Annotated in this window: 22 protein-coding genes; 1 reads left to right on the top strand and 21 read right to left on the bottom strand. The window is 69.9% G+C overall.

The genetic code is table 11. The features are described from left to right. Positions 1–12 precede the first annotated feature (12 nt). The 13 genes from B378_RS0105560 to B378_RS0105500 form a co-directional block, all read right to left on the bottom strand. Entirely contained in the window at positions 13–1,788 is a 1,776-nt protein-coding gene (locus B378_RS0105560) for a Na(+)/H(+) antiporter subunit D (protein ID WP_017342826.1), read from the bottom strand. Beyond that, a complete protein-coding gene (locus B378_RS0105555) occupies positions 1,785–3,923 on the bottom strand; it encodes a cation:proton antiporter (protein ID WP_017342825.1) in 2,139 nt (712 codons plus the stop codon). The genes B378_RS0105560 and B378_RS0105555 overlap by 4 nt, the downstream gene beginning before the upstream one ends. After that, positions 3,920–5,623 (bottom strand): proton-conducting transporter membrane subunit, encoded by a 1,704-nt coding sequence (locus B378_RS0105550; RefSeq protein ID WP_017342824.1) that lies wholly within the window; start codon positions 5,621–5,623, stop codon positions 3,920–3,922. Before B378_RS0105550 ends, B378_RS0105555 begins: the two co-directional genes overlap by 4 nt. After that, positions 5,616–6,167 carry a cation:proton antiporter subunit C gene (locus B378_RS0105545; RefSeq protein ID WP_017342823.1) on the bottom strand — a complete coding sequence of 184 codons (552 nt, stop codon included), beginning with the start codon at positions 6,165–6,167 and terminating at the stop codon, positions 5,616–5,618. The genes B378_RS0105550 and B378_RS0105545 overlap by 8 nt, the downstream gene beginning before the upstream one ends. Further along, positions 6,167–6,916 carry an MnhB domain-containing protein gene (locus B378_RS0105540; RefSeq protein WP_017342822.1) on the bottom strand — a complete coding sequence of 250 codons (750 nt, stop codon included), beginning with the start codon at positions 6,914–6,916 and terminating at the stop codon, positions 6,167–6,169. Before B378_RS0105540 ends, B378_RS0105545 begins: the two co-directional genes overlap by 1 nt. Continuing rightward, positions 6,913–7,503 carry a DUF4040 domain-containing protein gene (locus tag B378_RS0105535; RefSeq protein WP_017342821.1) on the bottom strand — a complete coding sequence of 197 codons (591 nt, stop codon included), beginning with the start codon at positions 7,501–7,503 and terminating at the stop codon, positions 6,913–6,915. The genes B378_RS0105540 and B378_RS0105535 overlap by 4 nt, the downstream gene beginning before the upstream one ends. Then, positions 7,500–7,832 carry a monovalent cation/H(+) antiporter subunit G gene (gene mnhG, locus B378_RS0105530; protein ID WP_017342820.1) on the bottom strand — a complete coding sequence of 111 codons (333 nt, stop codon included), beginning with the start codon at positions 7,830–7,832 and terminating at the stop codon, positions 7,500–7,502. The genes B378_RS0105535 and mnhG overlap by 4 nt, the downstream gene beginning before the upstream one ends. Continuing rightward, on the bottom strand, positions 7,829–8,134 hold the full coding sequence (locus B378_RS0105525) for a cation:proton antiporter (protein WP_017342819.1): 306 nt from the start codon (positions 8,132–8,134) through the stop codon (positions 7,829–7,831). The genes mnhG and B378_RS0105525 overlap by 4 nt, the downstream gene beginning before the upstream one ends. Further along, the gene (locus tag B378_RS0105520; protein ID WP_017342818.1) at positions 8,131–9,417 is read right to left on the bottom strand and encodes a monovalent cation/H+ antiporter subunit E; all 1,287 of its coding nucleotides are present in this window, start codon (positions 9,415–9,417) and stop codon (positions 8,131–8,133) included. The genes B378_RS0105525 and B378_RS0105520 overlap by 4 nt, the downstream gene beginning before the upstream one ends. 192 nt (positions 9,418–9,609) lie before the next feature. Continuing rightward, complete coding sequence (gene coaBC / locus B378_RS0105515; RefSeq protein WP_017342817.1) at positions 9,610–10,779, bottom strand: bifunctional phosphopantothenoylcysteine decarboxylase/phosphopantothenate--cysteine ligase CoaBC; 1,170 nt, start codon at positions 10,777–10,779, stop codon at positions 9,610–9,612. A 525-nt stretch (positions 10,780–11,304) separates the two neighbouring features. Continuing rightward, positions 11,305–12,462, bottom strand: coding sequence for a DUF63 family protein (locus B378_RS0105510; protein ID WP_044965494.1), 1,158 nt, complete (start codon positions 12,460–12,462; stop codon positions 11,305–11,307). A gap of 101 nt (positions 12,463–12,563) precedes the next feature. Next, positions 12,564–13,013, bottom strand: a complete 450-nt coding sequence (locus tag B378_RS0105505; protein ID WP_004598227.1) for an Lrp/AsnC family transcriptional regulator — start codon at positions 13,011–13,013, stop codon at positions 12,564–12,566. Between the two features lie 54 nt (positions 13,014–13,067). After that, positions 13,068–13,832: a 4-phosphopantoate--beta-alanine ligase gene (locus B378_RS0105500; protein WP_017342815.1), complete on the bottom strand. Its 765-nt coding sequence runs from the start codon at positions 13,830–13,832 to the stop codon at positions 13,068–13,070. A 120-nt stretch (positions 13,833–13,952) separates the two neighbouring features. Here B378_RS0105500 and B378_RS0105495 point away from each other — a divergent pair, with 120 nt between their 5' ends. Continuing rightward, positions 13,953–14,189 carry a hypothetical protein gene (locus tag B378_RS0105495; RefSeq protein ID WP_017342814.1) on the top strand — a complete coding sequence of 79 codons (237 nt, stop codon included), beginning with the start codon at positions 13,953–13,955 and terminating at the stop codon, positions 14,187–14,189. 106 nt (positions 14,190–14,295) lie between these two features. Here B378_RS0105495 and B378_RS0105490 read toward each other — a convergent pair whose 3' ends face one another. The 8 genes from B378_RS0105490 to B378_RS0105455 all read right to left on the bottom strand — a co-directional run bounded on the left by B378_RS0105490 (position 14,296) and on the right by B378_RS0105455 (position 23,768). Next, on the bottom strand, positions 14,296–15,996 hold the full coding sequence (locus B378_RS0105490; protein WP_017342813.1) for a methylmalonyl-CoA mutase: 1,701 nt from the start codon (positions 15,994–15,996) through the stop codon (positions 14,296–14,298). 81 nt (positions 15,997–16,077) lie between these two features. Next, positions 16,078–16,896, bottom strand: coding sequence for a universal stress protein (locus B378_RS0105485; protein ID WP_017342812.1), 819 nt, complete (start codon positions 16,894–16,896; stop codon positions 16,078–16,080). A gap of 110 nt (positions 16,897–17,006) precedes the next feature. Further along, on the bottom strand, positions 17,007–17,456 hold the full coding sequence (locus B378_RS0105480; protein WP_004598232.1) for a universal stress protein: 450 nt from the start codon (positions 17,454–17,456) through the stop codon (positions 17,007–17,009). A gap of 70 nt (positions 17,457–17,526) precedes the next feature. After that, positions 17,527–19,065 (bottom strand): TrkH family potassium uptake protein, encoded by a 1,539-nt coding sequence (locus B378_RS0105475; protein WP_004598233.1) that lies wholly within the window; start codon positions 19,063–19,065, stop codon positions 17,527–17,529. 610 nt (positions 19,066–19,675) lie between these two features. Next, positions 19,676–21,178 (bottom strand): TrkH family potassium uptake protein, encoded by a 1,503-nt coding sequence (locus tag B378_RS0105470; protein ID WP_017342811.1) that lies wholly within the window; start codon positions 21,176–21,178, stop codon positions 19,676–19,678. 7 nt (positions 21,179–21,185) lie between these two features. Beyond that, complete coding sequence (gene trkA, locus B378_RS0105465) at positions 21,186–22,523, bottom strand: Trk system potassium transporter TrkA (protein WP_017342810.1); 1,338 nt, start codon at positions 22,521–22,523, stop codon at positions 21,186–21,188. Between the two features lie 106 nt (positions 22,524–22,629). Further along, complete coding sequence (locus B378_RS0105460; protein ID WP_017342809.1) at positions 22,630–23,523, bottom strand: mechanosensitive ion channel family protein; 894 nt, start codon at positions 23,521–23,523, stop codon at positions 22,630–22,632. Further along, positions 23,523–23,768, bottom strand: coding sequence for a YhbY family RNA-binding protein (locus tag B378_RS0105455; protein ID WP_017342808.1), 246 nt, complete (start codon positions 23,766–23,768; stop codon positions 23,523–23,525). The genes B378_RS0105460 and B378_RS0105455 overlap by 1 nt, the downstream gene beginning before the upstream one ends. Positions 23,769–23,813: the final 45 nt, after the last annotated feature.

Below are 23,813 nucleotides of genomic sequence, written 5' to 3'. Positions count from 1 at the left end.
CGCGCCGCGGGGTCAGACTAGCAGGAAGGCGAACAGCGCGACTCCGGCCGCGAGCGTCAGGAACAGCACGCTCCGACCGATGCCGGCGCGGATCTCCACGTCGACTCCGGCCCGCGAGAGCGCCTCGCGCGGGTGGCTCGCGGTCCGCATCGCTGCGCCCGCCAGCGCCATCGTCGCGCGGTCGACCGCGGCCCACAGCTCCGTGACGCCCCACACCGAGCCGCGCCCGAGGTAGAACGCGGCCGGGAAGAGGACGGCGTCGACGTCGCGCATGTGATGGGCGAGCCAGCCGAGCGGGCGCTTCAGCGCGAAGAACCCGACGAAGCCGGAGACCAGCAGCGCCGCGCTCTCCGTCAGGTGGCTCGTGCTGTACGGGTGGAGCTCGGGCGCGACCTCGGCGGTGAACGGCATGAGATCGACGAGGAACCCGTACGTCAGCGGCGTGCCGAAGAAGACGCACGCCCCGGCGGCCAGCAGCATCCCGGCGGTCTGGAACGGCGTGGCGTCGTCCGGCGACAGCGTCGCCGAGCCGTGGAAGAACACGTAGTAGCCGAGCTTGATGAACGACATGAACGTCCCCACGCCGCCGAGGATCAGCAGCCACCAGAGCAGCCCCCTGTCTAAGAGGAGGACGTAGTTGTGGACCTCGTGGGCGGAGTCGATCACCATCCCCTTCGAGATGAACCCGTTGAACCCCGGCACCGCCGTAATCGAGGCGGCCCCGACGACGTAGACGAGGAAGGTGACCGGCATCACCCGCCAGAGCCCGCCCATCTCGCGGATGTCCTCGACGCCGGTGCGGTACACGACGACGCCGACCGCCATGAACAGCAGGCTCTTGTAGAGGACGTTGTTGAACAGGTGCGCGAAGCCGCCGACGACGGCGAACTCGCCGACCACGGTGGCGAGGCCGAACCCGGCGAGCATGTAGCCGAGCTGAGCCTGAATGTGGTACGATAACAGCCGCCGCGGGTCGTACTGGAGCAGCGCGAAGAAGGCCCCGTAGACGGCCATGAATCCGCCGAGGTACGCGAGCCACATGCCACCCTCGGGGAACGCGCGGTACATCACGTACGCCGCGGTTTTCGTGGTGAACACCGAGAGGAACACCGACGCCGCGACGTGCGGGCGCGGGTAGGTGTCGGGGAGCCAGCTGTGCAGGAAGATGAACCCGCAGTTGATGCCGATGCCGACCGCCGCGAGGACCGTCGCCGCCGGGTGGATCCCGGCCGTCTCCGAGAACAGGAACGTCCCGGCGTTGACGAAGTGGACGACGACCGCGGCGAGCAGGAGGGTCCCGCCGGTGCCGTGGAACAGCGCGTAGCGGTAGCCGGCCCGCACCGCTTCCCCGCCGTGCTGCCAGACGAGCAGCGTCGAGGTGACCGCCGTCAGCTCCCAGAAGAAGACCAGCGTGAGCCAGTCGCCGGCGTAGATCGTTCCGAAGGTCGTGGCGACGTAGGTCAGCGCGAACGCCGTCACCCACGTCGGCGCCTCGCTACCGTAGGCGTACAGCACCGCGGCCGTCGCGAGGAAGCCGACGACGACCCCCATCAGAAGCGAGAACTGGTCGACGTTGAAGAACACCACGTCGAAGCCGAGGAACGTCGTCGCGAGGTGTGCCCCCGTCCCGCCGTCGCCGAGCAGCACCGCCTGCGCGAACGTGAGCGCCGTTGCCAGCGCGGCGACCGCGTGGCCCGCCCGCCGCGGCAGCGCCAGCACCGCCAGCGCCGCGAACGCGAGCAGGACGTACGGCGGAACCGCCGTGAGGAGGCTCGTGGGCACCGTCACGGGCGCACCACCCCCTCGGGGAGCCGCGTGTCGACGATGAGCTCGATCAGCTCCAGGAAGCCCATCTCGTAGGGGATTACGCCGAGCAGCACCGCAAGCGTCATCGAGGCGAGGATCGGCCCGAGCGTGAACCACGTCGACTCGCGCCCGCGGAGCGCGTCGAGCCCGGCGATGTGTTCCCACCCGCCCGCCGGCGGCCCGCCGTGGTGATGGTCGTCACCGTGCGTGTCCGCGTCGTGCGCGTCGTCCTCAGCGTCCCTCTGCGGGGCATCGGAGGCCCGAGCGTCGTCGACTGCGCGGTCGGCCTCGTCGGCGTCCGCGGTCTCGCCGCGCTCGCCGCCGCGCCCGGGACCAAACGGCACGTCGGCGTCGGAGGGGCGCTGGTCGACCGCGTAGTCGCCGGTGTCGACGCGCTCGGCCGGCTCCGAGAAGTCGCGCTCGCTCGCCGCGAAGTCCGGCCGGACGACGCCCTCCTCGTCGGTCGGGAGGTCGTCGAGGTCGGCGTCGGGGATGTCCGACTCGTCGACGCCCTCGGCGTCGGACGGCGAGTCGTCAGCGTCGCCCGCGTCCGCGACGATGTCGTCGACGTCGTCGGCCGACTCCTCGTCATCGTCGCTCTCGCTTTCGTCGTCTTTGTGTCCCCCGTCCGTCGCCGCGTGGTCGTCTCCGCGGCCCCCGTCCGTCGCCGCCACGATCGACCGCGACTCGCCGCCGAGCGGGAAGTCGACGAGCGGCTTCGCGTCGTGGGCGTCCTCCGCCTCGAAGAACGCGGTGTAGATCACCGGCCAGAAGTAGGCGATGTTGAGCACGCCCGACAACAGCAGCGCGCCGACGAGGTAGTACGCGACCGGGGTGAAGTTCATCCCCATCCGCACCCCGCCGATCAGCATGTAGTACTTGCTGACGAAGCCGGCGAGCAGCGGGATCCCCGCCATCCCCAGCGAGGCTATCGTGAACGCGCCCATCGTCAGCGGCATCCGCTTACCGATCCCCGCCATCTGGGAGATGTAGTCCGTGTGGGTCGACACGTGGATGTTGCCCGCACAGAAGAACAGGGTGAGCTTCATGAACGCGTGCGCCGGGATGTGCAACAGCGCGCCCACGAGCCCGTACCAGCCGAACAGCCCGAGCCCGAGGATGATGTAGCTCAGCTGGCTGATCGTCGAGTAGGCGAGCCGGCGCTTCAGGTGGTCCTTCCGCAGGGCGATGAGCGAGGCCGCGGTGAGCGTGATCGCGCCGATCGTCGAGAGGACGAGCCCCGCCGTGAAGCCGAACGGGAGCGAGAGATTGTAGACGAGCTCCGGGCCGAACACGTCGAGGACGACGCGCGAGACGCCGAACGCGCCGGACTTGACGACCGCGACCGCGTGGAGCAGCCCGGAGACCGGCGTCGGCGCCACCATCGCCTCGGGGAGCCACTGGTGGAGCGGCATGATCCCGGCCTTCACGCCGAACCCGATCGCGAGCAGGAAGAAGGCGAGCATCGCCAGCCCGGGGTCAGCGTTTGCGAGCTCCGCGATGCCGCCCGCGGTGAAGTTGACGTTGCCGGCGAGCAGGTAGACGAGCGCGGTGCCGGCGAGCACGAGCACGCCGCCGCCGAACATCGTGTACGCGAGATACTTGCGGCCGGCCGAGCGCGCCTCCGCCGTCTCGTCGTGCGCGACGAGCGGGTACGTCGCGATCGAGAGGATCTCGTAGAAGACGAAGATCGTCACGAGGTTGCCCGCGAACGCGATCCCCATCGTCGCGGCCAGCGACACCGCGAACGCCGCGAAGTACCGGGTCTGGTTGGGCTCGTCGAGCCCGCGCATGTAGCCGATGCTGTAGAAGGAGGTGATGATCCACAGCCCGCTCGCGAGGAACGCGAACAGCATCCCGAGCGCGTCCGCGCGGAGCGCGAACTCGATCGGCGCGCCGATCCCGGGGAGGAACGCCCCGGCCGACCACTCGAACACCGCGCCGTCGAGGACCGCCGGCAGCATCGACGCGACGATGCCGAACTTCGCGAGCGACGCGACGAGCGTCCACCCCTCGCGGACGTTCGGGGAGCGGTACGACGCGACGATGAGGAACGCCGCGACGAACGAGACGAGGACCGCCAGCAGAGGACGTATGTCGGGTGTAGCTTCTATCATGCGAAGGCCTCCGTGAGGAACGGACCGAACCACTCAGCGAGCGCGAAGCCGCCGAAGCCGAGCGCGACCGTCGCCAGCACAGCCAGTCCGAGCGCGAGCAGCGGCGCGGTCGGAACCCGGTCAGGGACGAGCGACGACCGCGGGGCGCCCTCAACGGGCGCGGGAAGGCCGTCTGCGGTCTTCGCGGGGGACTTGTCCCCGCCATCGGCCGCGGCGGCGTCGCCGTCGGTCGCCGCGTGGTCATTTGCGCTGCCACCGTCGGTGGCCGCGTGGTTATCTCCGCGCCCACCGTCGGTCGCCGCCGCGTCGCCCGCGCCGTCACCGCCGTCTCCGGGCACCTCGCCGTGGTCACCCGGGAGCCCGGCGCCGGCGAAGTAGAACCGCTCCAACAGCCGCGCGACGTACGACAGCGTGAACAGGGTGCTGACGAATATCGCAGCCGCGACCGCGATCCCGACCGCGCCGCCGCCGGCGAGGCCGGCGTCGACCGCACCCACCCCGATGTACCACTTCCCGAGGAACCCGATCGAGGGCGGAATCCCGACGAGCGCGAGGCCGAGCACCGCGATCGCGCCCGAGGTGTACGGCGCCGCCCGCGCGGCGCTCGCGAGGTCGGCGAACTCCCGCGTCCCGTAGCCGAGCGCGAGCAGGCCGATCCCGAGGAACAGGCCGAACTTCATGATCCCGTGGCCGATCAGGTGGACGATCCCGCCGAGCAGGGCCGTCTCGTTCGCGAGGGCGACGGCCGCGCCGATCATCCCGAACTGCGCGACCGAGGAGTATGCGAACATCCGCTTGAGGTTGGACTGCATCGCGGCGAGCGCGGAGCCCGCGACGATCGAGACGGTCGAGACGACGAGCAGCGCGGTCGCAATCGACTCGTTCGCCGCGAGGAAGTCGACCGTGAACACGGTGTAGGTCACGCGGATCAGCGCGTAGGCGCTCGTCGTCGAGACCAGCGCCGCGACGATCGTCGTGACCGAGTCCGGCGCCCGCTGGTAGGCGTCCGGCTGCCAGGAGTGGACCGGGAAGATAGCGATCTTCAGCGCCAGCCCGGTCACGATGAACGCGTAGCTCGCGCGGACCAGCGGGTCGCCGTAGCCGGCCTGTGCGACGATCTGCGCCTGGACGTCGAGCATGTTCAGCGTCCCCGTCGCGAGGAAGACGTAGCCGACGCCGAGCAGGTACAGCGAGGCGCCGACGGTGCCGACGACGAGGTACTTCAGCGAGGCGTACGCGCTCGCGCCCGACCGGTCCGAGGCGATGAGCGCGTACGTCGTCAGCCCGGTGATCTCGAGGAAGACGAACAGGTTGAACAGGTCGCCGGTGAGCACCATCCCCACGAGGCCGCCGACCAGCAGGAGGTAGGCGCTGTAGAACGGGTTCCCCCGCGGGCCGGCGACGCGCGCGAACGCGAGCGTCGCGACCGACACCGCGGCCACGAGCAGCAGCACCGCCACCGACAGCCGGTCGGCGACGAGCTCGATCCCCACCGGCGGAAGGAAGCCGCCGAGCGCGTGGTCGAACGGGCCGTTGACGACCACCTCCGCGGCGATCGCGGCCGCGATCCCGGCCACGGCGGTCGTACCGACCGCGGCGATCGGCCAGCCGATGCGGTCGTACCGCAACCCGAGCGCCAGCGGCAGCGTCGCCGCCACGATTGGGACGACGACCGCGAGCGGCAGGAGGACGTCAGTCATCCGCCTCACCCCCTGCGTCGGGCGCGGCCGTCGCCCGCTCGGCGTCCGGCGTCCCCGACGCCCCGTCGGTGCCCGACGCGTCCGCCGACCGCCGCGACGGGATCGACCCCTCGTCGCGGAGCAGTTCGCGGAGCGTGTCCGTCCGCAGCGTGCCGTACTCGTCGTAGATCCGGATGCACAGCGCGAGCGCGACCGCGGTGAGGCTCACGCCGACGACGATGGCGGTGAGCACGAGCACGTGCGGCAGCGGGCTCACGTAGAGCCCCCCCTCAGGACCGCCGGTCGGCACGATCGGAATCGATCCGCCCTCGACGTACGCCGAGGCGATGAACAGCAGGAATATCGCCGTCTGGAACAGGTTGAGACCGATGATCTTCTTCACGAGGTTCTTGTTCGCGATCATCATGTAGAGGCCGATACACAGCAGCAGCGCGAACGCGACGTACGCGTGTCTCGTCGCGAGGATTTCGACGGCGCCGGCGGTCGATGCGGGCACCGAGGCGGCGGTTCGGGCGAAGTCGGCTGCGTCGACGAGCGCGGACACTACCGCTCACCCCCGTCGGTCGCGGCCGGACCGGGCGCTCCCGGGTCCGGTTCACCGTCGTCGATCGAATCGGCGGGGCCGTCCTCACCGCTCGACTCGTCGCCGTCCCCGGCTTCTGGGCCCTCGCCGACCTCGTCGTCGAAGGCGTCCGCGTCGGCGAACCCGCCCGCGTCGCTGAACCCCTTCGCGAGGACGAGGAACAGCCCGATGAGGACGCCGGCGACGATGGTGCCGATCCCGAGGATCTCGACGCCCTCCATCCCGTACTTGACGGGGTCGGGGATCGGGAGCAGCTCGTACTGGAGGAACGCGCCGCCGAGCGCGACTGGAACCAACCCGATGCCGGCGAACACGAGCGCGCCGCCGACCGCGAGCGCCACGACGACGGTGTTCGCGAGCCACTGCCGGGTCGCCTCGATCCCGAACGCGAACGCGATCATGAACACGACCGCGGCCACGATGGCCCCGCCCTGGAACCCGCCGCCGGGCGAGCCGGCGCCGTGGAAGGTGACGAACAGGCCGTAGGTGAACGCGAACGGCGCGACGATCTTCACCGTCGGCATGATCACCTGACTCTCCGTGTACGGGCTTCCCTGTCGGCGCTCCGAGTCGAGGCGGCCGTCGCTGCGCGGCGGCCGGTCGCGACCGAACCCGCCGCCGGACACGAACTCGGAACCGGCGGTGTCGCCGGCTCCGTCGCCGTCGGTTTCGGGGGGCGCGTCGTCGCCGCCGGAGTCTGTGCCGCTCATGCGAACACCTCCCTGTGGAGGACGATGAGGGCGGCGATCCCGGCCGCGAACACGACGACCGCCTCGCCGAAGGTGTCGAACCCGCGGAACGCCGCCAGCACGGCCATCACCGTGTTCTCGACGCCCGTCTCCGCGTACGTCTCCGCGATGTACCACTGGCTCACGTCCGGGTTCGACCAGATCGGCGCGTCCTCTGAACCCACCGCCGGGATGTCGCCCATCGTGAGCATCAGCCCGGCGAACAGCAGGCCGGCCGCGCCCGCCGCGGGCAGGTTCACCGACTCGAAGGCGGCCTCGTGGTCGAGCCGCGTCGTCTTCGCGAGCGTGAGCAGCAGCAGCACGGTCGTCACGCCGGCGGAGATGGCGGCCTCCGTCATCGCCACGTCGGGCGCGCGGTAGAACGTGTACAGCGCGGCCATCCCGAGGCTGTACGCGCCGAAGATGATCACCGCGGCGAGCACGTCGCGCGCCAGCGCCGTGAACAGCGCGGTCAACACGACGAAGGCGAACAGGCTCGCCTCGATCGCGGTGACCTGTGCGACCACCGGCGCGCCGAGGGGACCGACGGACGCGAGCGCGCCGGTCATCGGCGGTCGTCCCCCTCGATCCACGGCACGATTCCCTCCTCGAACGCGGCCCGGGCGATCGCGTGGGCCGCGGTCGGGTTCGTCACGAAGATGAAGAACAGCAGGAGGACCGACTTGAAGCCGGCCCCCGCTAACCCGACGGTGAGCGCGACGGCCGCGAGGCCGAACCCCGCACCGAGCGTGTCGGCCTGCGAGGCGGTGTGCGCCCGCGAGTAGACGTCCGGCAGCCGGAGCACGCCCACCATCGAGACGAACGAGAAGAACAGCCCGAGCAGCGTGAGCGCAACTATCAGCCACACGCGGGCCGTCTCCAGCGTCGCGGCGGTCACAGCACGCCACCCCGCTCGACGGTGAACTTCGAGATGGCGATGGCCATCAGGAAGTTGAGCAGCGCGTACACCAAGGCGATATCGAGGAACGTCGGCTCGCCGAGCGCTGCGCCGAGGATGGCGAGGATGACGACGGTGTTCGTCCCGAGGACGTTCACCGCCAGCACCCGGTCTTGCATCGTCGGCCCGACGACCGCGCGGTACAGCATGCCGACCGCGAGGACGGCGAAGCCGGCGGCCGCGAGGAGCAGGAAGTCGCCGAGGGTGTAGCCGGCCGCGAGCGAGGCGTCCACGAGGCTCATCGGTCGGTCACCTCGTCGGCGCCGTCGACCGCTTCCTCGTCGGCGCCGTCGACCGCTTCCTCGTCGGCGCCGTCGACCGCTTCCTCGTCGGCGCCGTCGACCTCACCGCCGTCCGCGGCGGCGATGGGCAGCTCCTCGGTGGCGTCGGGGCCTTGGAGGATCGCGACGTCGTCTCGCTCGCGGGGGGACGGGAGTCGCGCCGCCCGGCGGCCGTAGTAGACGAAGCGCGTCCACCGCTCGAGCGGGCCGTCGAACAGCCCCTCGCGGGCCCACGGGACGAGCGAGTGGACGTAGAGGTTGCTGTCGCGGGCGCGGACGGTGAGCGTCCCGGGCGTCAGCGTGATCGAGTTCGCGAGCGTCATCAGCGGGAGCCCGCTCCCGACGATCACCCGCATCCGGTTCAGCGTCGGATCGATCGGGAGCCGGGGGTCGAGGATGACCCGGGCGACGACGAGGTTCGCCTTCAGGATCTCGTAGAGTAGCACGGGGACGTATATCAGCCCCCGGACGATCCGCATCGGGGTCCGCGGGAACGCGGGGTTCGAGTCGAGGCTCACCCGCGAGAGGGTGATCGAGACGACCGCGGCGGTCGCGACGCCGGTCACGGCGTCGAACCAGTAGGTCGGGTCGCCCAACAGGAGATAGAACGCGAGCGACAGTCCGAACAGCGCCACGAACCGGCCGGTGGTCGCCTCGGTGCGGAACCGCTCGCGGCGCGTCGGCCGGTCGACCGGCGCAGTCTCGACCGACAGCGACGTGTTCGAGAGCCCGAACTCCAGCGGCTGGAGCAGCGTCGTGTTCCCCACCGGGGTGTACTCGGGGTCCAAGACGACGCGGTCGGCGTCGTTCGCCTCGGCATACTCCGCGAGGACGCGGACGTAGTCGTCGGCGCCGAACAGGTAGCCGTCGGCCCCGAGCACCGCCGTGACGACCTCGACGTCCGGGGCGCCGGGCGCCTCGGAGTCCTCGAGGTCCGCTCTCGTCCACGCCGCGGCGCGTTCGAGCACGCGCTCGGCGGCGGCGGCCCGCTCGTCGCTCTCCGGGTCCCCGTTCCGCCACGAGGCGATCTCGACGAGGTGGATCGCGGATACGCCGTCGGCGGCGGCAGCCTCCGCGATGTGAGCGATCGTCGAGCGGAGCGTGGAACTCGGCTCGACCGGAACGATGACCGCGCCGGCCGACGCCGATTCGGTTGCGGCGTCCGCGTCCGACGCCGCGTCGGCGTCGGGTGACCCGTCCGCGTCGGGGTCGTCGTCGCCGGACCGCGGGCCGGCGTCAGCCACCCACCACACCTCCCACGGAGCCGTGCGTGACCGTCTCGTTACACATGAGTTTCTCTATCCATGTGGTTACCCTACCGCCTCAAAACAGTTTGTATCCGCGGAGACCCTGCCGGAGGCGGGCGATACCGTCCGTCGCGGTTCGCGGGCGTGACAGGGGCCGCGGGAGGCGCGTCGGGGGGCGTCAGCCGGCGCTCACGTCGACGCGTCGAGCGTCGCCGCGAGGCGGTCGGCGATGCGGCCGGCGACCGCGTCCTTCGAGCCGGCGGCCTCCTCCGGGTCGGTCCCGTCCTCGCCGACCAGCAGGACGCGCGTCTCGTCGCCGCCCATCACGCTCGCGTCGTTGGCGACGACGAACGCCAGCCCGACCCGATCGCGGATGCGCTCGGCTTCCGCGACCATCGCCGCGTCGTCGCCCGACGTCTCGGCCTTGAACCCGACGATCGGGAGGTCGGGGTACGCCTCGCGCACCGAGTCGATGAGCTTCGGCGTCGGCTCCAGCTCGACCGACAGCGGCGACCCGGACCGGATCTTCTCGTCGACCGCGTCGGCGGTGAAATCGGAGATGGCGGCCGCGGAGATCAGCGCGTCCGCGGTCGCCGCGGTCCGCCGACAGGCGTCCATCATCTCGTCTGCGGTCTCGACCGCGACGACGTCGGCGTAGGGGACCTCCGGCCCGTCCTGAACGAGCGTCACCCGGGCGCCGCGGACGTACAGCGCCCGCGCGACCGCCCGGCCGGTCTTCCCCGACGCGCGGTTCGTTAGGATTCGGATCGGATCGATCCGCTCTTTCGTCGCCCCCGCGGTGACGACGACGTGCGCCCCGGAGAGCGTCTGGGGCGTCGTCGCGCGGGCGACCTCGGTCACGATGTCTTCCTCGGCCGCGATCTTCGCCTTCCCCTCCTCGATCCGCGGGTCGGCGAAGCGGACCCCCCACGACTCCAAGCGGTCCAAGGCGTCCAAAACGCCCGGGTGGTCGTACATCGGCTCGTGCATCGCGGGCGCCATCACGACGGGCACGTCCGCGCCTAGGGCCGTCGTCGCGCACGTCGTCACGGGCGTGTCGTCGACCGCGGCCGCGACCTTCCCGGCGGTGTTCGCGGTCGCGGGCGCGAGCAGGAGCACGTCGGCCCACCCCTCCCGGCCGCAGAGCTCGACGTGTTCCACGCTCCCGGTGATCTCGGTGACGACCGGCTCGTCGGTGGCGAAGTCGACCGCCCACGGGTGGACGATGTTCGTCGCCGCCGGGGACATGACCGCGCGGACGCTCGCGCCGTGGCGGCGCAGCTCGTGCGCGAGTTCGACGACCTTCACCGCCGCGATGCTCCCTGAGACGCCGAGCGCGACGTTGACCCCGTCCAGCATTACCGAGTCCGTTCCGCCCGCGACGGCTTATAAGATGCCGTTGTGGAACGGCGTCAAATGACTAACCCCAGCGTGTTCTCCTGAAAACTGCTTATAAATGGTCGGCGGTGGCGCGTGCCGGTGAGCGCCGCAGCGCGGCGCGAACCGCACGCGCGAGGGAGTCAGTCGGCCGGAGCATCGCGGAGGCCGACTGACGAGGCTGGGGAGGCGTGAGGCGCTGTGCGGGGCGGGACTCAAAGGGGCAGCAGTGAGGGCGTCGTAGGCGACGCAAGGACCGCAGAGAGCGAGCGGAGCGAGCGACCGAGGACCGCAGCGAGCGTACGACGCCCTCACTGCTGGGGCTTTGGAGGTGTTCGCAGTCGATCTGTGGACGGTTATTTATAAACGGGTGGCTGGGGATTTAGCGGTGTTTGCCACCGATCTGCGAACAGGTGTTTATAAGCGAGCGACTGCGGCTTCGGACGTGTTCACGACGCCACCCACGAGAATCGCTTATAAATAACAAACTGAAGCCGAATCGACTACTTAAACCCCGAACGTCGCGCGAAGCATGTCCCGCGTGCCCGGCCCGAGCCCGACGGCCAGCACGGTGATCAACAGCAGCAGCGTGTACCGCGGCGACTCCTCGTACATCTCGCCGTTGAACACCCAGACGACGAACGTCGCGGCCGCGAGCTTCACGAGGAGGAACGGCCACGCGTCGCCGGTGACGGAGACGATCGACTCCGGCAGCAGCCGCCCGGTCCAGTCGACGATCAGCGCGTTGACGACGTGTTTCGGCACGAGGTTCGGGGTGCCGGTCAGCGCGGGCATCCAGTTGAGCCCGATCACGTTCGCGACGCCGTCGATCGCGTGCCCCCAGATGATCACGATCCCCGCCGCGCCGGTGCCCTGCCGGATCGTCGAGATCTGCCTGGTCGCGATCGCCCACGTGACCGCGGTCGCGGCCGTCGCGATGACGAGCGTGGGGACGAGTACCTGCGGGTAGAAGGTGACGTAGCCGGTCGTGGCCGCGAGATACGAGAGGTACCCGACCGCGAGCGCGAGCCCCGCGGCGCCCGACGCGAACAGCGGGCGGGCGTAGTCGTCGACGACGCCGCGGCGTTCGAGGCCGTACGCCGCGAGAACGCACGCGAGCGTGAACAGGAACACCGTGAAGTAGATGAACGGGCTGATCAGCACCGCGCTCGCCGGGAAGGCGATTAGGGGCTCGACACCGGCGTCGGTCGCGGCGACGCCCGCGTCCTCGACCGTCCGCATCGCCCCGCCGAACAGCATGAACGGGAACAGCGCGAAGAAGAAGCGGAGCTCCGTCGCGATGTCGAGCCGACGGAGGAGGAAGACGACGCCGATCAGCATCGCCAGGAGGATCACCACGTAGCTCACCGTCGAGACGGTGGTGTAGCCCGGGGCCGCCACGACCTCGCCGGCGCTCCGCGCCGCCTGACACGCCCCGCTGCTGCCGAGCAGCTCCGTGGTGCCGCCGGGCTCGCGGACCGCGCACTGCGCGCCCTCGCCGTCGGCGACGACCGGGCCCCAGAAGTAGCGCCAGAGGAAGCGGTCGTAGACGACGCGCGGGAAGACGACCGATCCGATCGCCAAAAGCGCCGTGACGCCGCCGACGACCGCCGCCCACGCGCGCTCCGGCGACGGGTCGAACCCGTCGGCCACTCCTGTGCTCATGGTCACCGTTCGGGGAGGTCCCGAGTTGAGCGTTCCGGTCCGGTAGCGTGGGCGGCGCCGCCAGACTGCGAGCGGTCCCGCCGGCCCCGCCGCGCGTCCGCCTACAGCGGCGGCCCGGGCTGCTCGTAGTCGGTGCCGAGGATGACCATCGTCTGCGAGCGCGAGAACCCCTCGGTCTCCGCGATCCGCTCGAACATCAGCTCCCGGAGGCGGTCCGTGTCGGCCGCGACGACGCGGAGGATGACGTCCCACTCGCCGGTGGTGAGGTGGATCTCGCGGACGCCGTCGATGCCGCGGAGGCGTTCGAGCGCGTCCTCCTCGCGGCCCTGCTCGACGCGCAGGCCGACGAACGCGCCGACGCCGTACCCGACCGCCTTCGGGTCGATGTCCGCGTGGTACCCGCGGATGACGCCCGCCTCCTCGAGGCGGCTGACTCGGTCGTGGACGGTCGCGCTGGACATGTCGATCCGGCGCGCGACCTCCGAGAACGGGGTCCGCGCGTCCTCCTGGAGGATCCGCAGGATCGCCCGGTCCGTCTCGTCGAGTTCCATGGTTCCGTGTAGGGGCGGCGTACGCTTTTGCCTTCCGGCGGGGAAGCGTGAGGGCTACTCTCCCTCCCCGTCCGCGAACGACCCCTCGCGGATCGCCGCCTCGGCCGCGTCGAGCGCGGCGTCGGCGTCGAACTCGTCGACGATTCGCTCTAATTCCGCCGGCGTCGCGTCCGCGAGGTCCTCCGCGTGCGCCGTCACGTTCGGCACCGCGCGCAGGAGGTTGTCGATGATCGGCACGTCCGCCGTCCGCGGCGAGCGGCTTCCCGGGTTGAGGTCGACGACGATCTCCGTCTTCCCCATCGCGTCGAGCGCGGCGGCGCGGTCGCCGTCCTCTAACGGGACCACGACGACGTCGGCCGCCTCGATCCCGTCGGCGTCGACGACGCCGCGCGCGTGGTCGAGGCCGGGGATCTCGCCGTCGCCGGCGAGCCCCTTCACCTCGTCGGCGCCGTGCTCGCGGAGGTGGTCGGCGATCCGCCGGACGCGCTCGTCGGTGTGGTTGAACAGGTTCACCTCGAGGTCGGCGCCGACCGCCTCGGCCAGCTCGACCGTCTCCGCCGGCGCGAGCGCCGCGACGTTGCCGTTGACCGAGATCACGGGGCGCTCGGCGACTAGGAGCGTCGCGGCCGCGGCGCGCGCGGCGTCGTCGGCGCTCGGGAGCGTGCGCTCGCCGAGGAGGTAGTCGAACGCCTCGCCGCGCCCCTGCGCGATCAGTCCCTGCTTCGAGGTGATCCCCTTCTCGACGCCCGCCTCGATCCGGTGGCGCGTCACGAGCGACGCGTACCGCGGGTGGTCCTCGGGGATCTCCGTCTCCGTCATACCCGAGCGAGGCGGCGCCCCGATTAAAATGGACCGTTCGCGGCCGGGTGACGGGTGCGTGCGGCCGCGCCACCCACCCGGATAACTGTTAACAAGGATCACTGTGTAGCGCAACACGGGATGGACCGCACAGGCAAGTACACGGTCGTCGACGCGTGCAACGACCACGGGGCGATCACGCTCCGCGAATACCCGCGAAACGGGACGCTGTACGTCGTCGAGTACGACGACCCCGACGTGGAGGCCGAGCTGTCGGCCCTCGACGTCGGCTCGGTCGTCGAGCTCGACCTCCGGCGCGCGGGCCGCCGGGGCAACGCGTGGTGCGCGGAGTCCGCGCGGTCGGTCGAGACGGCGTAGGCGGCGTCGCCTCGACCGGCCCGGCGTCGCCGCGGCCGGCGCGGCGCCGCTCACGTTCCCCCGCTGAACCGCCGTCGGTCCGCCCGTTTCTCCGTTCTCCCGCCCGTCAGGCGACGCCGATCCGCTCGCGGTAGCTCCCGTGTTCCGCCTCGAACACGTCCATGATCTCGCCCATCGTCGCGTACGCCTTCACGGCCGCGACGATCTCCGGCATGGCGTTCTCTCCGGCCTCGACGGCGTCGCGGAGGTCGCCGAGCGCGGCGTCGACCGCCTCGTCGTCGCGCTCGGCCTTCACCGACTCTAACCGGTCGAGCTGTCGCTCGCGGGTCGTCTCGTCGATCTTCAGCAGGTCCGGCCGGGTGTCCTCGTCGATCTCGTAGGCGTTGACGCCGACGACCGTCTCCTCGCCCTCGTCGACGCGCTCCTGGTACTCGTAGGCGGACTCCTGGATCTCCCGGTGGAAGTACCCCTGCTCGATGCCGCGGAGGACGCCGTCGCGCACGGAGCCGTCGCCCATCTCTCTGATCTCCTCGATGTATTCCATCGCCTCTTCCTCCGTCTCGTCGGTGAGGCTCTCGACCGCGAAGGAGCCGCCGAGCGGGTCGACGATGTCGGCCGCGCCCGACTCCTCGGCGATGATCTGCTGGGTCCGGAGCGCGACGCGCACCGCCTGCTCGGAGGGGAGCGCGAGCGCCTCGTCGAAGGAGTTGGTGTGGAGGCTCTGGGTGCCGCCCAGCACGCCCGCTAACGCCTGAACCGTGACGCGCGCGACGTTGTTCAGCGGCTGCTGGGCCGTCAGCGACTGCCCGGCGGTCTGGGTGTGGAATTTCAGCCGCTTCGACGCCTCGGCCTCCGCGTCGTACCAGTCTTCCATGACGTTCGCGTAGACGCGGCGCGCGGCGCGGAACTTCGCGACCTCCTCGAACAGCGAGTTGTGCGAGTTGAAGAAGAAGGAGAGCTGCGGGGCGAACGCGTCGACGTCGAGCCCGCGGTCGAGGCACGCCTCGACGTAGGCGAAGCCGTCGGCGAGCGTGAAGGCCAGCTCCTGGACCGCGGTCGACCCCGCCTCGCGGATGTGGTAGCCCGACACCGAGATGGGCTTGAACTTCGGCGTTTCGTCGACCGCGAACTCGATCGTGTCGGTCACTAACTCGAGTGAGGGCTCCGGCGGAACCACCCACTCCTTCTGCGCGATGAACTCCTTGAGCATGTCGTTTTGCAGGGTCCCGCGCAGCTCCTCGCGCGGAATCCCGCGCCGGTCCGCGAGCGCGACGTACATCGCGTAGATCACCGGCGCGCTCGGGTTGATAGTGAACGAGGTCGACACCTCGGCGAGGTCGATGCCGTCAAACAGCACCTCCATGTCGCGGAGGGTGTCGACCGCGACGCCCTCCTTGCCAACCTCGCCGAGCGACATCTTGTCGTCCGAGTCGATCCCCATCAGCGAGGGCATGTCGAACGCCGTCGAGAGCCCGGTCTGGCCCTCGTCGATGAGGTAGCGGAACCGCTCGTTGGTCTCCTCGGCGGTACCGAACCCCGCGAACTGGCGCATCGTCCACGTCCGGCCGCGGTACATCGTCGGGTAGACGCCGCGGGTGTAGGGCGCCTCGCCCGGGAACCCGAGGTCCTCGTCGTAGTCGAGGTCGGCGACGTCCTCGGGCGTGTAGATCCGGTCGACCTCCCGGTTCGACACCGTCGCGAACCGCTCGTTCCGCTCGCCGTGGCGGTCGAGGGTGGGGTCGAGCGTCTCCGCCTCCCACGACGCCTTCGCCTCGCGGATCTCGGAGAGCTCCTCGTCGTCGTACATACCGCCCGTTACCCGCCGGTCGCGTATAAATATTCATTATATTCTGAAAGGGGCGGGTGACAGTCGCAGCGTCCGCTCGCCTCAGCGCCCGCCGAACAGCCGCTCGCGGAGCGACCGCGCGGAGGGGCGTTCCGCGAGCAACACAGGGGTGTCGAGCCGCTCGACGGCCTCGAGCGCGAGCGACCCGCGGACGATCCGCGCGAGGAGGCCGCGCTCCGTCGCGCCGACGATCACGAGGTCGTACCCCTCGCCGACGCGCTCGATCGCCGGCCCGACGTCGCCGGTCTCGATCCGCAGATCGGCGTCCCCGAGGCCGTGCCCCTCGGCCCACCCGGCGAGGAACTCGCGGCCCGACGCCTCGCCGCCCTCGTCGACGACGTGGAGCAGCGAGACGTTCGCCCCGACGCCCTCTCGGAGCGCGAGCGCGACCTCGGCGGAGAGGTCGGAGGAGGGCCCGCCGGCGGTCGGGACGAGCACCTCGCCGACGTCGAGCCGGTCGCCGTCGAACACGAGGAAGTCGCAGGGGAGGTCGCGGGCGAGCTCGTCGAGCGAGCCCTCGACGCGCCCGCCGGCGAACCGCGCCCCGCCGTAGCCCATCACGACGGCGTCGGCGTCGTTCCGCCGCGCGGCGTCGAACACCTCCTCGATCCCGCGGTGCGAGAGGACCGTCTTCGTCGCGACCGGCGCGTCGAATCCCTCTGCGTCATCGACGGCGGCCGAGAGCAGCTCCGCGGAGGACTCGTCGAGCTTCGCCCTGTTCTCCGCGGCCTTCTCTAACGACGTCTGGTCGGGGACGGTGACGACGTGGACCGCGAGGAGGCGGCCCCCCCTATGCTCGGCCAAGGCGCCGGCGAGCGCGACGAGCGCCGCCTCGGTCCGCGGGTTCGAGAGCGCGACCATGACCGTCGGTCGTCCCCCGCTGCCCGGCGTCGGTCGGTCGTCGGCGCGTGGCATCGGTTGGGGTACAGATCAGCGCCCGGCGGAGCCGGCCCCACGAGGGCGGCGACGGCTCATTCGTCCGAATCCGCGCGGGGGAGCGCGACGACCGGCACCGGCGCGTCGGTCGCGAGCTCGGTCGACAGGTCGCCCGAGAGCAGTTGGACGAGCCGGTTCCCGCCGCGCGGCCGGTAGGCGATCGCGCTCGCGTCCTCCTCCGCCGCGGCGTCGAAGATCGCCTCGGCCACGTCGCGTGCGTACGCGGTGTGTTCGCCCGCGTCCGGGAACACCGTCCGGACCGCCGCGTACGACTCGGCCGCGAGCTCCTCCGACTGCTCGACCGGGGTCTTGTCCGGGACGCCCTCGCCCTTCTCGACGACGTGGAGCGCGGTCACGCGCCCGGTCTCGTACGGTTCGAGCGCCCGCGCCGTCGCCAGCGCGTCCTCCTCGTTCGCGACCGGGAGGAGCACGTGAGCGAGCAGGTCCCGACCGCCGGTGTCGTCTGTCTCGTCGGTTCCGTTCATACGAGGTACTACGCCCGCCGCCGTTTAAGAAGGTGCCTCCCGCGACCGGGTCCGTAACACGGGCGCCCGCTCACCGCTCGTCGACGCCGGCGACGAACAGCGCGAGCACGGGGACGATCTCCAGCCGCCCGATCCACATCAGCCCGATCATCAGCAGCTTCGTCGCGTTCGGCAGGAACTCGTAGCTCCCGAAGGGCCCGAGCGGCCCGAGCCCCGGCCCGATGTTCCCGATGGTCGCGAGCGACGCCGCGAACGCCTGCGTCCCGGTGAGGCCCTCCCCGACCCGCGTCGTGTCGAGTTCGATGAACACCGCGGAGAGCGCGAACACGAGGAAGTACAGCAGCGTGAACACGAGGATGCCGCGGATCACGTCCTCGTCGACGACCTCGCCGCCGAGCCGCACCGGCCGGACGACGTCGGGGTTCGCCGTGGTGTACAGCTCGCGGTACAGCACCTTCAACAGGATGAGCCACCGGATGACCTTGATCCCGCCCCCGGTCGAGCCCGCGGAGCCGCCGACGAACATCACGAACAGCAGGAAGAACTTGGTCTGGGTGTCCCACTCCGCGAAGTTCGCGGTCGCGAACCCAGTCGAGTTCAAAAGCGACGCGATCTGGAAGGCACCGTGTCTGAGCGCGCTCTCGGTCACGCCCTCCGTAACCCCGCCGATACCCGTCTCGGGCGCGCCGCCGTAGAACAGCCCGACCGCGAGCACCGCGGCGAACCCGGTCACCAGCCCGAGGTACATGCGGAACTCGGTGTTTCCGAACATCTCTCGCGGGTCGTCGCGCAGCACGTACCAGAACAGCGCGAAGTTCACCCCGGCGATCACCATGAACGGGACGAACACCCACTGGACGACGGGCGAGAACGCCGCGATGCTCTCCGCCTGCGGGGAGAATCCTCCCGTCGGCAGCGTCGAGAAGCCGTGGGCGATCGCGTTGTACAGGTCCATGTTCGGCGCGAGCGGCGTGAGGCCGAGGCCGAACAGGATCGCGATCAGCGCGGCCGTGAACCCCGCGTAGATTAGCCAGAGCGCCCGCGCCGTCTCCGCGATCCGCGGCGTGAGCTTCTGGAGGCCCGGCCCCGGCGCCTCAGATTTCATCAGTTCCGCGCCGTTCACGGCGAGTTGGGGCAGGATCGCGACCATCAGCACGATGATCCCCATCCCGCCGAGCCACTGGGTGAGCTGCCGCCACATCAACACGGCGTGCGAGTGCCGCTCGAAGCTGATCTCCGCGGTCGCGGTCGCCCCCGTCGTGGTGAAGCCGCTCATCGACTCGAACAGCGCGTTCACCGGGTGTCCGAGCGCGGAGGGGGTACCGTAGCCCGCGATGACGTACGGGATCGCGCCGACGACCGCGGCCATGAGCCACGCCAGCGAGACGACCGCCAGCGCGTCTCTGGGGCCGAGGTCCGGTTCGTCGTCGAGCCGTTCCATTCCCGCGCCGACCGCGACCGCGATCGTCATCGAGACCGCGAACGTGAGCGCGTCCTCCCCGTAGATCAGCGCCACGACGAGCGGGACGCTCATCGACGCGGAGAGGAGCTTCACGATAGTCCCGGTGTAGCTGAGCGTCGCTCGTACGTCGACCGTCGTTCGTGTCACGAGTGTCCCTCAGAGGTTCCGATGTGCGTCGTAGCTTTCCGATGCGATAAGAAGCCGTCGGTAGGGGTCCGTGGATTCTTAAAAATCGTAAAAGACGGTGCGGTGGCGCGTGCCAGTGAGCGGCCGACAGGCCGCGAACCGCACGCGCGAGGGAGTCGATGGTCCGGAGCGAAGCGGAGGACCATCGACGAGGCTGGGGAGGCGTGAGGTGCGGTCGCCGTGCGGGGGTGGGACTCAAAGGGGCAGCCGGGAGGACGCCGCAGACGACGTAAGCACCGCAGCGAGCAACGCGAGCGAGGAGCGCAGCGAGTGTGCGGCGTCCTCCCGGCTGGGGCTTTGGAGGTGTTGGCGATCGATGAGCAGTTTATAAACTGTAGTGTCGTACAGCCGAGCGGCTGGGGCTTTGAAAATTGCCACCACAGAGCCGTCAGCAACTCATAAACCGCCAACAGCAGCACGGCTCGATTATTTATAAACGACCACTCCACAACTGTGTGATACCTACTCCCGGCATCGATCGCCTACAAGGCATTCGGTTTGAGAATCCAATTTAAAAATGAAGTTATATCGACGCCGACTCCGTCGCTCGAAACTCGGCCGCCGAGGGATGCTACGACGTCCAGAACGCCTTCGTGAACAGCACGAGGACCGGGATGATCTCTATCCGGCCGATCCACATCAGGACGATCATCACGGCGCGGGTGCTCAGCGGGAACGTCGCGAACGTTCCGTACGGACCCGCGTCGCCGAACGCCGGCCCGATGTTGAGGAACGTGGTCGCCGCGGCGCCGAGCGCCTCGAACTCCGTCACGGTGGCGTTCCCTCGCTCGGCGTCGACGACGATGACGATGGCGAGCAGAAAGAAGATCACGATGCTGAGGAGGAGGTACGCGTAGATGTCGCGGATCGCGCCCTCGTCGATCGGCTTCCCCGAGATCCGGACCGGCCGGACGGACTCCGGGTGGATCGCGGTGTAGAGGTTCCGGCGGAACGACTTCAGCGCGACCAGCCACCGCAGCGACTTGATCGAGCAGGTGGTCGACCCGACCATTCCCCCGACGAACATCCCCATGAACAGCATGTGCTTCGCGGCGGGCGCCCACTGTACGTAATCGGTGCTGGCGTACCCCGTCGTCGTCACGATGGAGGCGACGTTGAACACGGCGTGACGCACCGTTCCCTCGGCGCCGAAGGTCGTGCTGGGGTCGAGGAACAGGCCGAGCGCGACGACCGACGCGAGCGTCCCCATCGCGCCGAGGTAGAAGTGGAACTCCTCGTTTCGCAGCAGGCGCATCGGCTCGCCGTTGATGGCGAAGTAGATGAGCACGAAGCTGGTCGAGCCGATCACCATGAACGGGACGACCGCCCACTGGATGAGCGGGTGGAACGCGCCGACCGAGAGCGGCTCCGGCGAGAACCCGGCGGTCGCGACCGACGTGAACGCGTGGGCGACCGCGTTGTACAGGTCCATCTGCGGGTCGACCGCGAGTCCGAGCAGGAAGTAGACGGCGATCGCGAGCCCCGTGAGCCCGAAGTAGATCCCCCAGATCAGCTGCGCGGTCTGCGAGATCTTCGGCGTGAGCTTGTTGACGTCCTGCGTCTGCGACTCCGACTCCATCAGCTGCGCGCCACCCACCCCGATCTCGGAGAGGACCGCGGTCGCCAAGATCAGGATCCCCAGTCCGCCGAGCCACTGGATCACCTGCCGCCACATCATGACGGACTTCGCGTGGAGCGAGAAGTCGCGCAACACGGTCGCGCCGGTCGTCGTCAGCCCGCTCATCGCCTCGAACATGGCGTTCACCGGGTGCGCGACGGTGCCCACGCCCGCGACGACGAACGGGATCGCGCCGACCGCGGCGACGAGGAACCAGATCAGCGCCACCGCGAGGAACGCCTCCCGGGGCCCGAGGTTGACCGACGGGTCCTGGACCGACCGGAACGCCGCGCCGAGCGCGAGCGAGACGGCGATCGCCGCGACGAAGGGCAGCGGCGATTCCCCGTAGTAGAGCGCGATGAGGAGGGGGAAGGACAGGGGAACGGAGAGCGCGGCGAGGACGTCGCCGGTGAGCCCCACGCTCGCCCGCCACCCGACTCGGATCTTGGTGTTCACGAGTTTCTCAGGCCATCGACGCGATCTCGCCCACCGACTCCGACTCCACGAGGAGGATCACGTGGTCGCCCGCTTGAAGCACGGTGTCCCCGCGGGGGGTGACCAGCCGGTGGTCGCGCGTGATCGCGCCGATGACGAACCGCGCCTCGCTCTCGGCGACGACCTCCGAGATGGGTCGCCCGACGAGCCCGCACCCCTCGGTGAGTTCGAGCTCGAGGACCTCCGCCTGGTCGTTCTCCAGCACCGCGATGTTCTCCGCGACGCTCTCGTAGGTGAACCGGGTGATCTCCTCGGCGGTCACGGTGCGGGGGTTGATCGCGATGTCGATGCCGATCTCCTCGAAGACGGTGACGTAGTCCGGGCTGTCGACGACGGCGATCACGCGGTCGACGCCGAGCCGCTTGGCGAGCACGGAGATGAGGAGGTTCTTCTCGTCCGAGCGGAGCGCGGTGACGACGATGTCGGCCTCGTCGACGTGCTCCCGGGAGAGGAACTCGGTGTCGGTGGCGTCGTGTTCCATCACGACGGTGTTCGGGAGGTTCTCCGCGAGCCACCGCGCGCGGTCGGCGTCCCGCTCTATCAGCCGCGGCTTGAAGTCGCGCTCCTCAAGCAGCCGGGCGGTCTGGTAGCCGATCTCGCTGCCGCCGACGACGACGATCTCGTCGGCGCGGTCCGGGGTCGTCTCCGGCGCGACGTCGGTCGCGAACGACTGGACGCTCTCGGGGCTCCCGATCACCACCGCGCGATCGCCGACGGCGATGTCGGTGTCCCCGCGCGGGATAGTCATCTCGCCGTCGCGGAACAGCCCGACGAACGTGAGCGACTCGAAGCGGTCGGCCTCCGAGACGGTCTGTTCGGCGACGGGGCTCCCCGCCGCGATCTCGAACTCCGCCATCTGGACGAGGCCGCCGGCGAACGGGTCGACGTCGACCGCGGCCGGGAGGCCGATGACGCGGACGATGTTCTCCGCGGTCAGGAGGTCGGTACACACCATGAAGTCGACGCCGAAGGCGCCCTCGTTGCCCTGCCAGGTGCGGAGGAAGTCGGTGCTCTTCACGCGGGCGATCGTGAACCCGTCGCCGAGCGTCTTCGCGGTGCCGCAGGCGACGAGGTTCGTCTGGTCGTCGTCGGTACAGGCGATGACCATGTCCGCGCGGTCGACTTCGGCGGCCGACTGGATCTCGGAGGACGTGCCGTCGCCGGCGATGGTGAGCACGTCGAGTTCGTACTTGAGCTGTTCCGCCCGGTCCGGGTCGACGTCGACGACGACGACCTCGTGGTCCGACGCGAGACTCGCGGCGATGCTCGTCCCGACCTCGCCGGCCCCGATGACGACCACGTGCATGGGCACACCCAGTTACCGAGCCCTCAAGTTCGTTACTATCGCCGCACGGACGACGCGGGCCGCGTCGGGGCGGCCGACGACTCGCCGTCGGGTGCGGCCGCTCGATTCAGTCGCCCCCGCCGAACGAGGATGGGTCCGTCCACTCGTTGCGCCCCGAGACGGTCCGCTGCGGGAAGGGGATCGAGATCCCCTCCTCGTCGAAGCGCGCCTTGACGGCCTTCACGTAGTCGGCGCGCGCCTTCACGAAGTCGGCTCGCGAGGGGTCGTCGATCCAGATCCGCGACTGGAGGCCGACGTAGGAGTCGGCCAGCTCCGTGAGCCGGACCGAGGGCGCGGGGTCGGCTAAGATCGCGTCGCTCTTCTCGGCCTCCTCGACGATGATCTCGCTCGCCTTCTCGACGTCGTCCTCGTAGTCGATGCCGAAGACGAACTTCAGGCGGAGCGTCTTCTTCGCGACCGGGTTCTTCACCACGTCGCTCGTCAGGGCGTGGTTCGGCACCGTGAGCAGCTCGTTGTCGAACGTGCGGACCCGGGTGACCCGGAAGGAGATGTCCTCGACGACCCCCGAGTTGTCGTTCCACTCGATCCAGTCACCGATGCGGAACGGCTTGTCCGTATAAATGAAGACGCCCGCGACGAAGTTCTTGATCACGTCCTGTAAGGCGAAGCCGATCGCGAGCGTCGCCGCGGCCGCGATCGTCGCCAGCGAGCGCAGGAACCCCTGGTAGCCCGCCGCGCCGAATGCGACGGTAACGCCCGCGAACAGCACGAGGAACGCCACGATCTTCTGGAGCGGACGCCGCGCGTGCTCGTCGAGCCCCTGCCTGTCGAACACCCGGCGGAGGAGCGACGTGACGACCGATTTATAAATGACGTACGTCGCGACGACGACCGCGAGGAAGATCGCGGCGTCGACGACGATCCCGGTCACCGGGCCGAGGTACGGTTCCAGCGTCCCCGCGATGGCGAGGGGGCCGAACGTTCCCGCGGGAGCGCCCATCAGTGCAGCACCGCCGTGTTCCCGCGGGTCTCGATCAGGTCGGCGCCGACCGCCTCGGCAAGCTCTTCCGCGAGCTCCTCGGTTGATGTCCCGCCGCGGGCCGCGCGGAGGAACTTCACCTTCACGAGCTTTGCGTCGTCGAGCTGGTCGGACGTTTCGTCGACGACCGCGTCGACGCCCTTCTTGCCGACCCAAACGGTGACGTCGAGGTCGTGGGCCTCCTTCCGCAGTTCCTGGTCGCTCATACGCGGTCGAGTCGGCCGCGCGCATTGAAGCTTGAGGTTCGGCCG

The sequence above is a fragment of the Halorubrum sp. T3 genome, assembly GCF_000296615.1.
Lineage (GTDB): Archaea > Halobacteriota > Halobacteria > Halobacteriales > Haloferacaceae > Halorubrum > Halorubrum ruber.
This window is presented reverse-complemented; position numbering and strand designations above follow the sequence as displayed.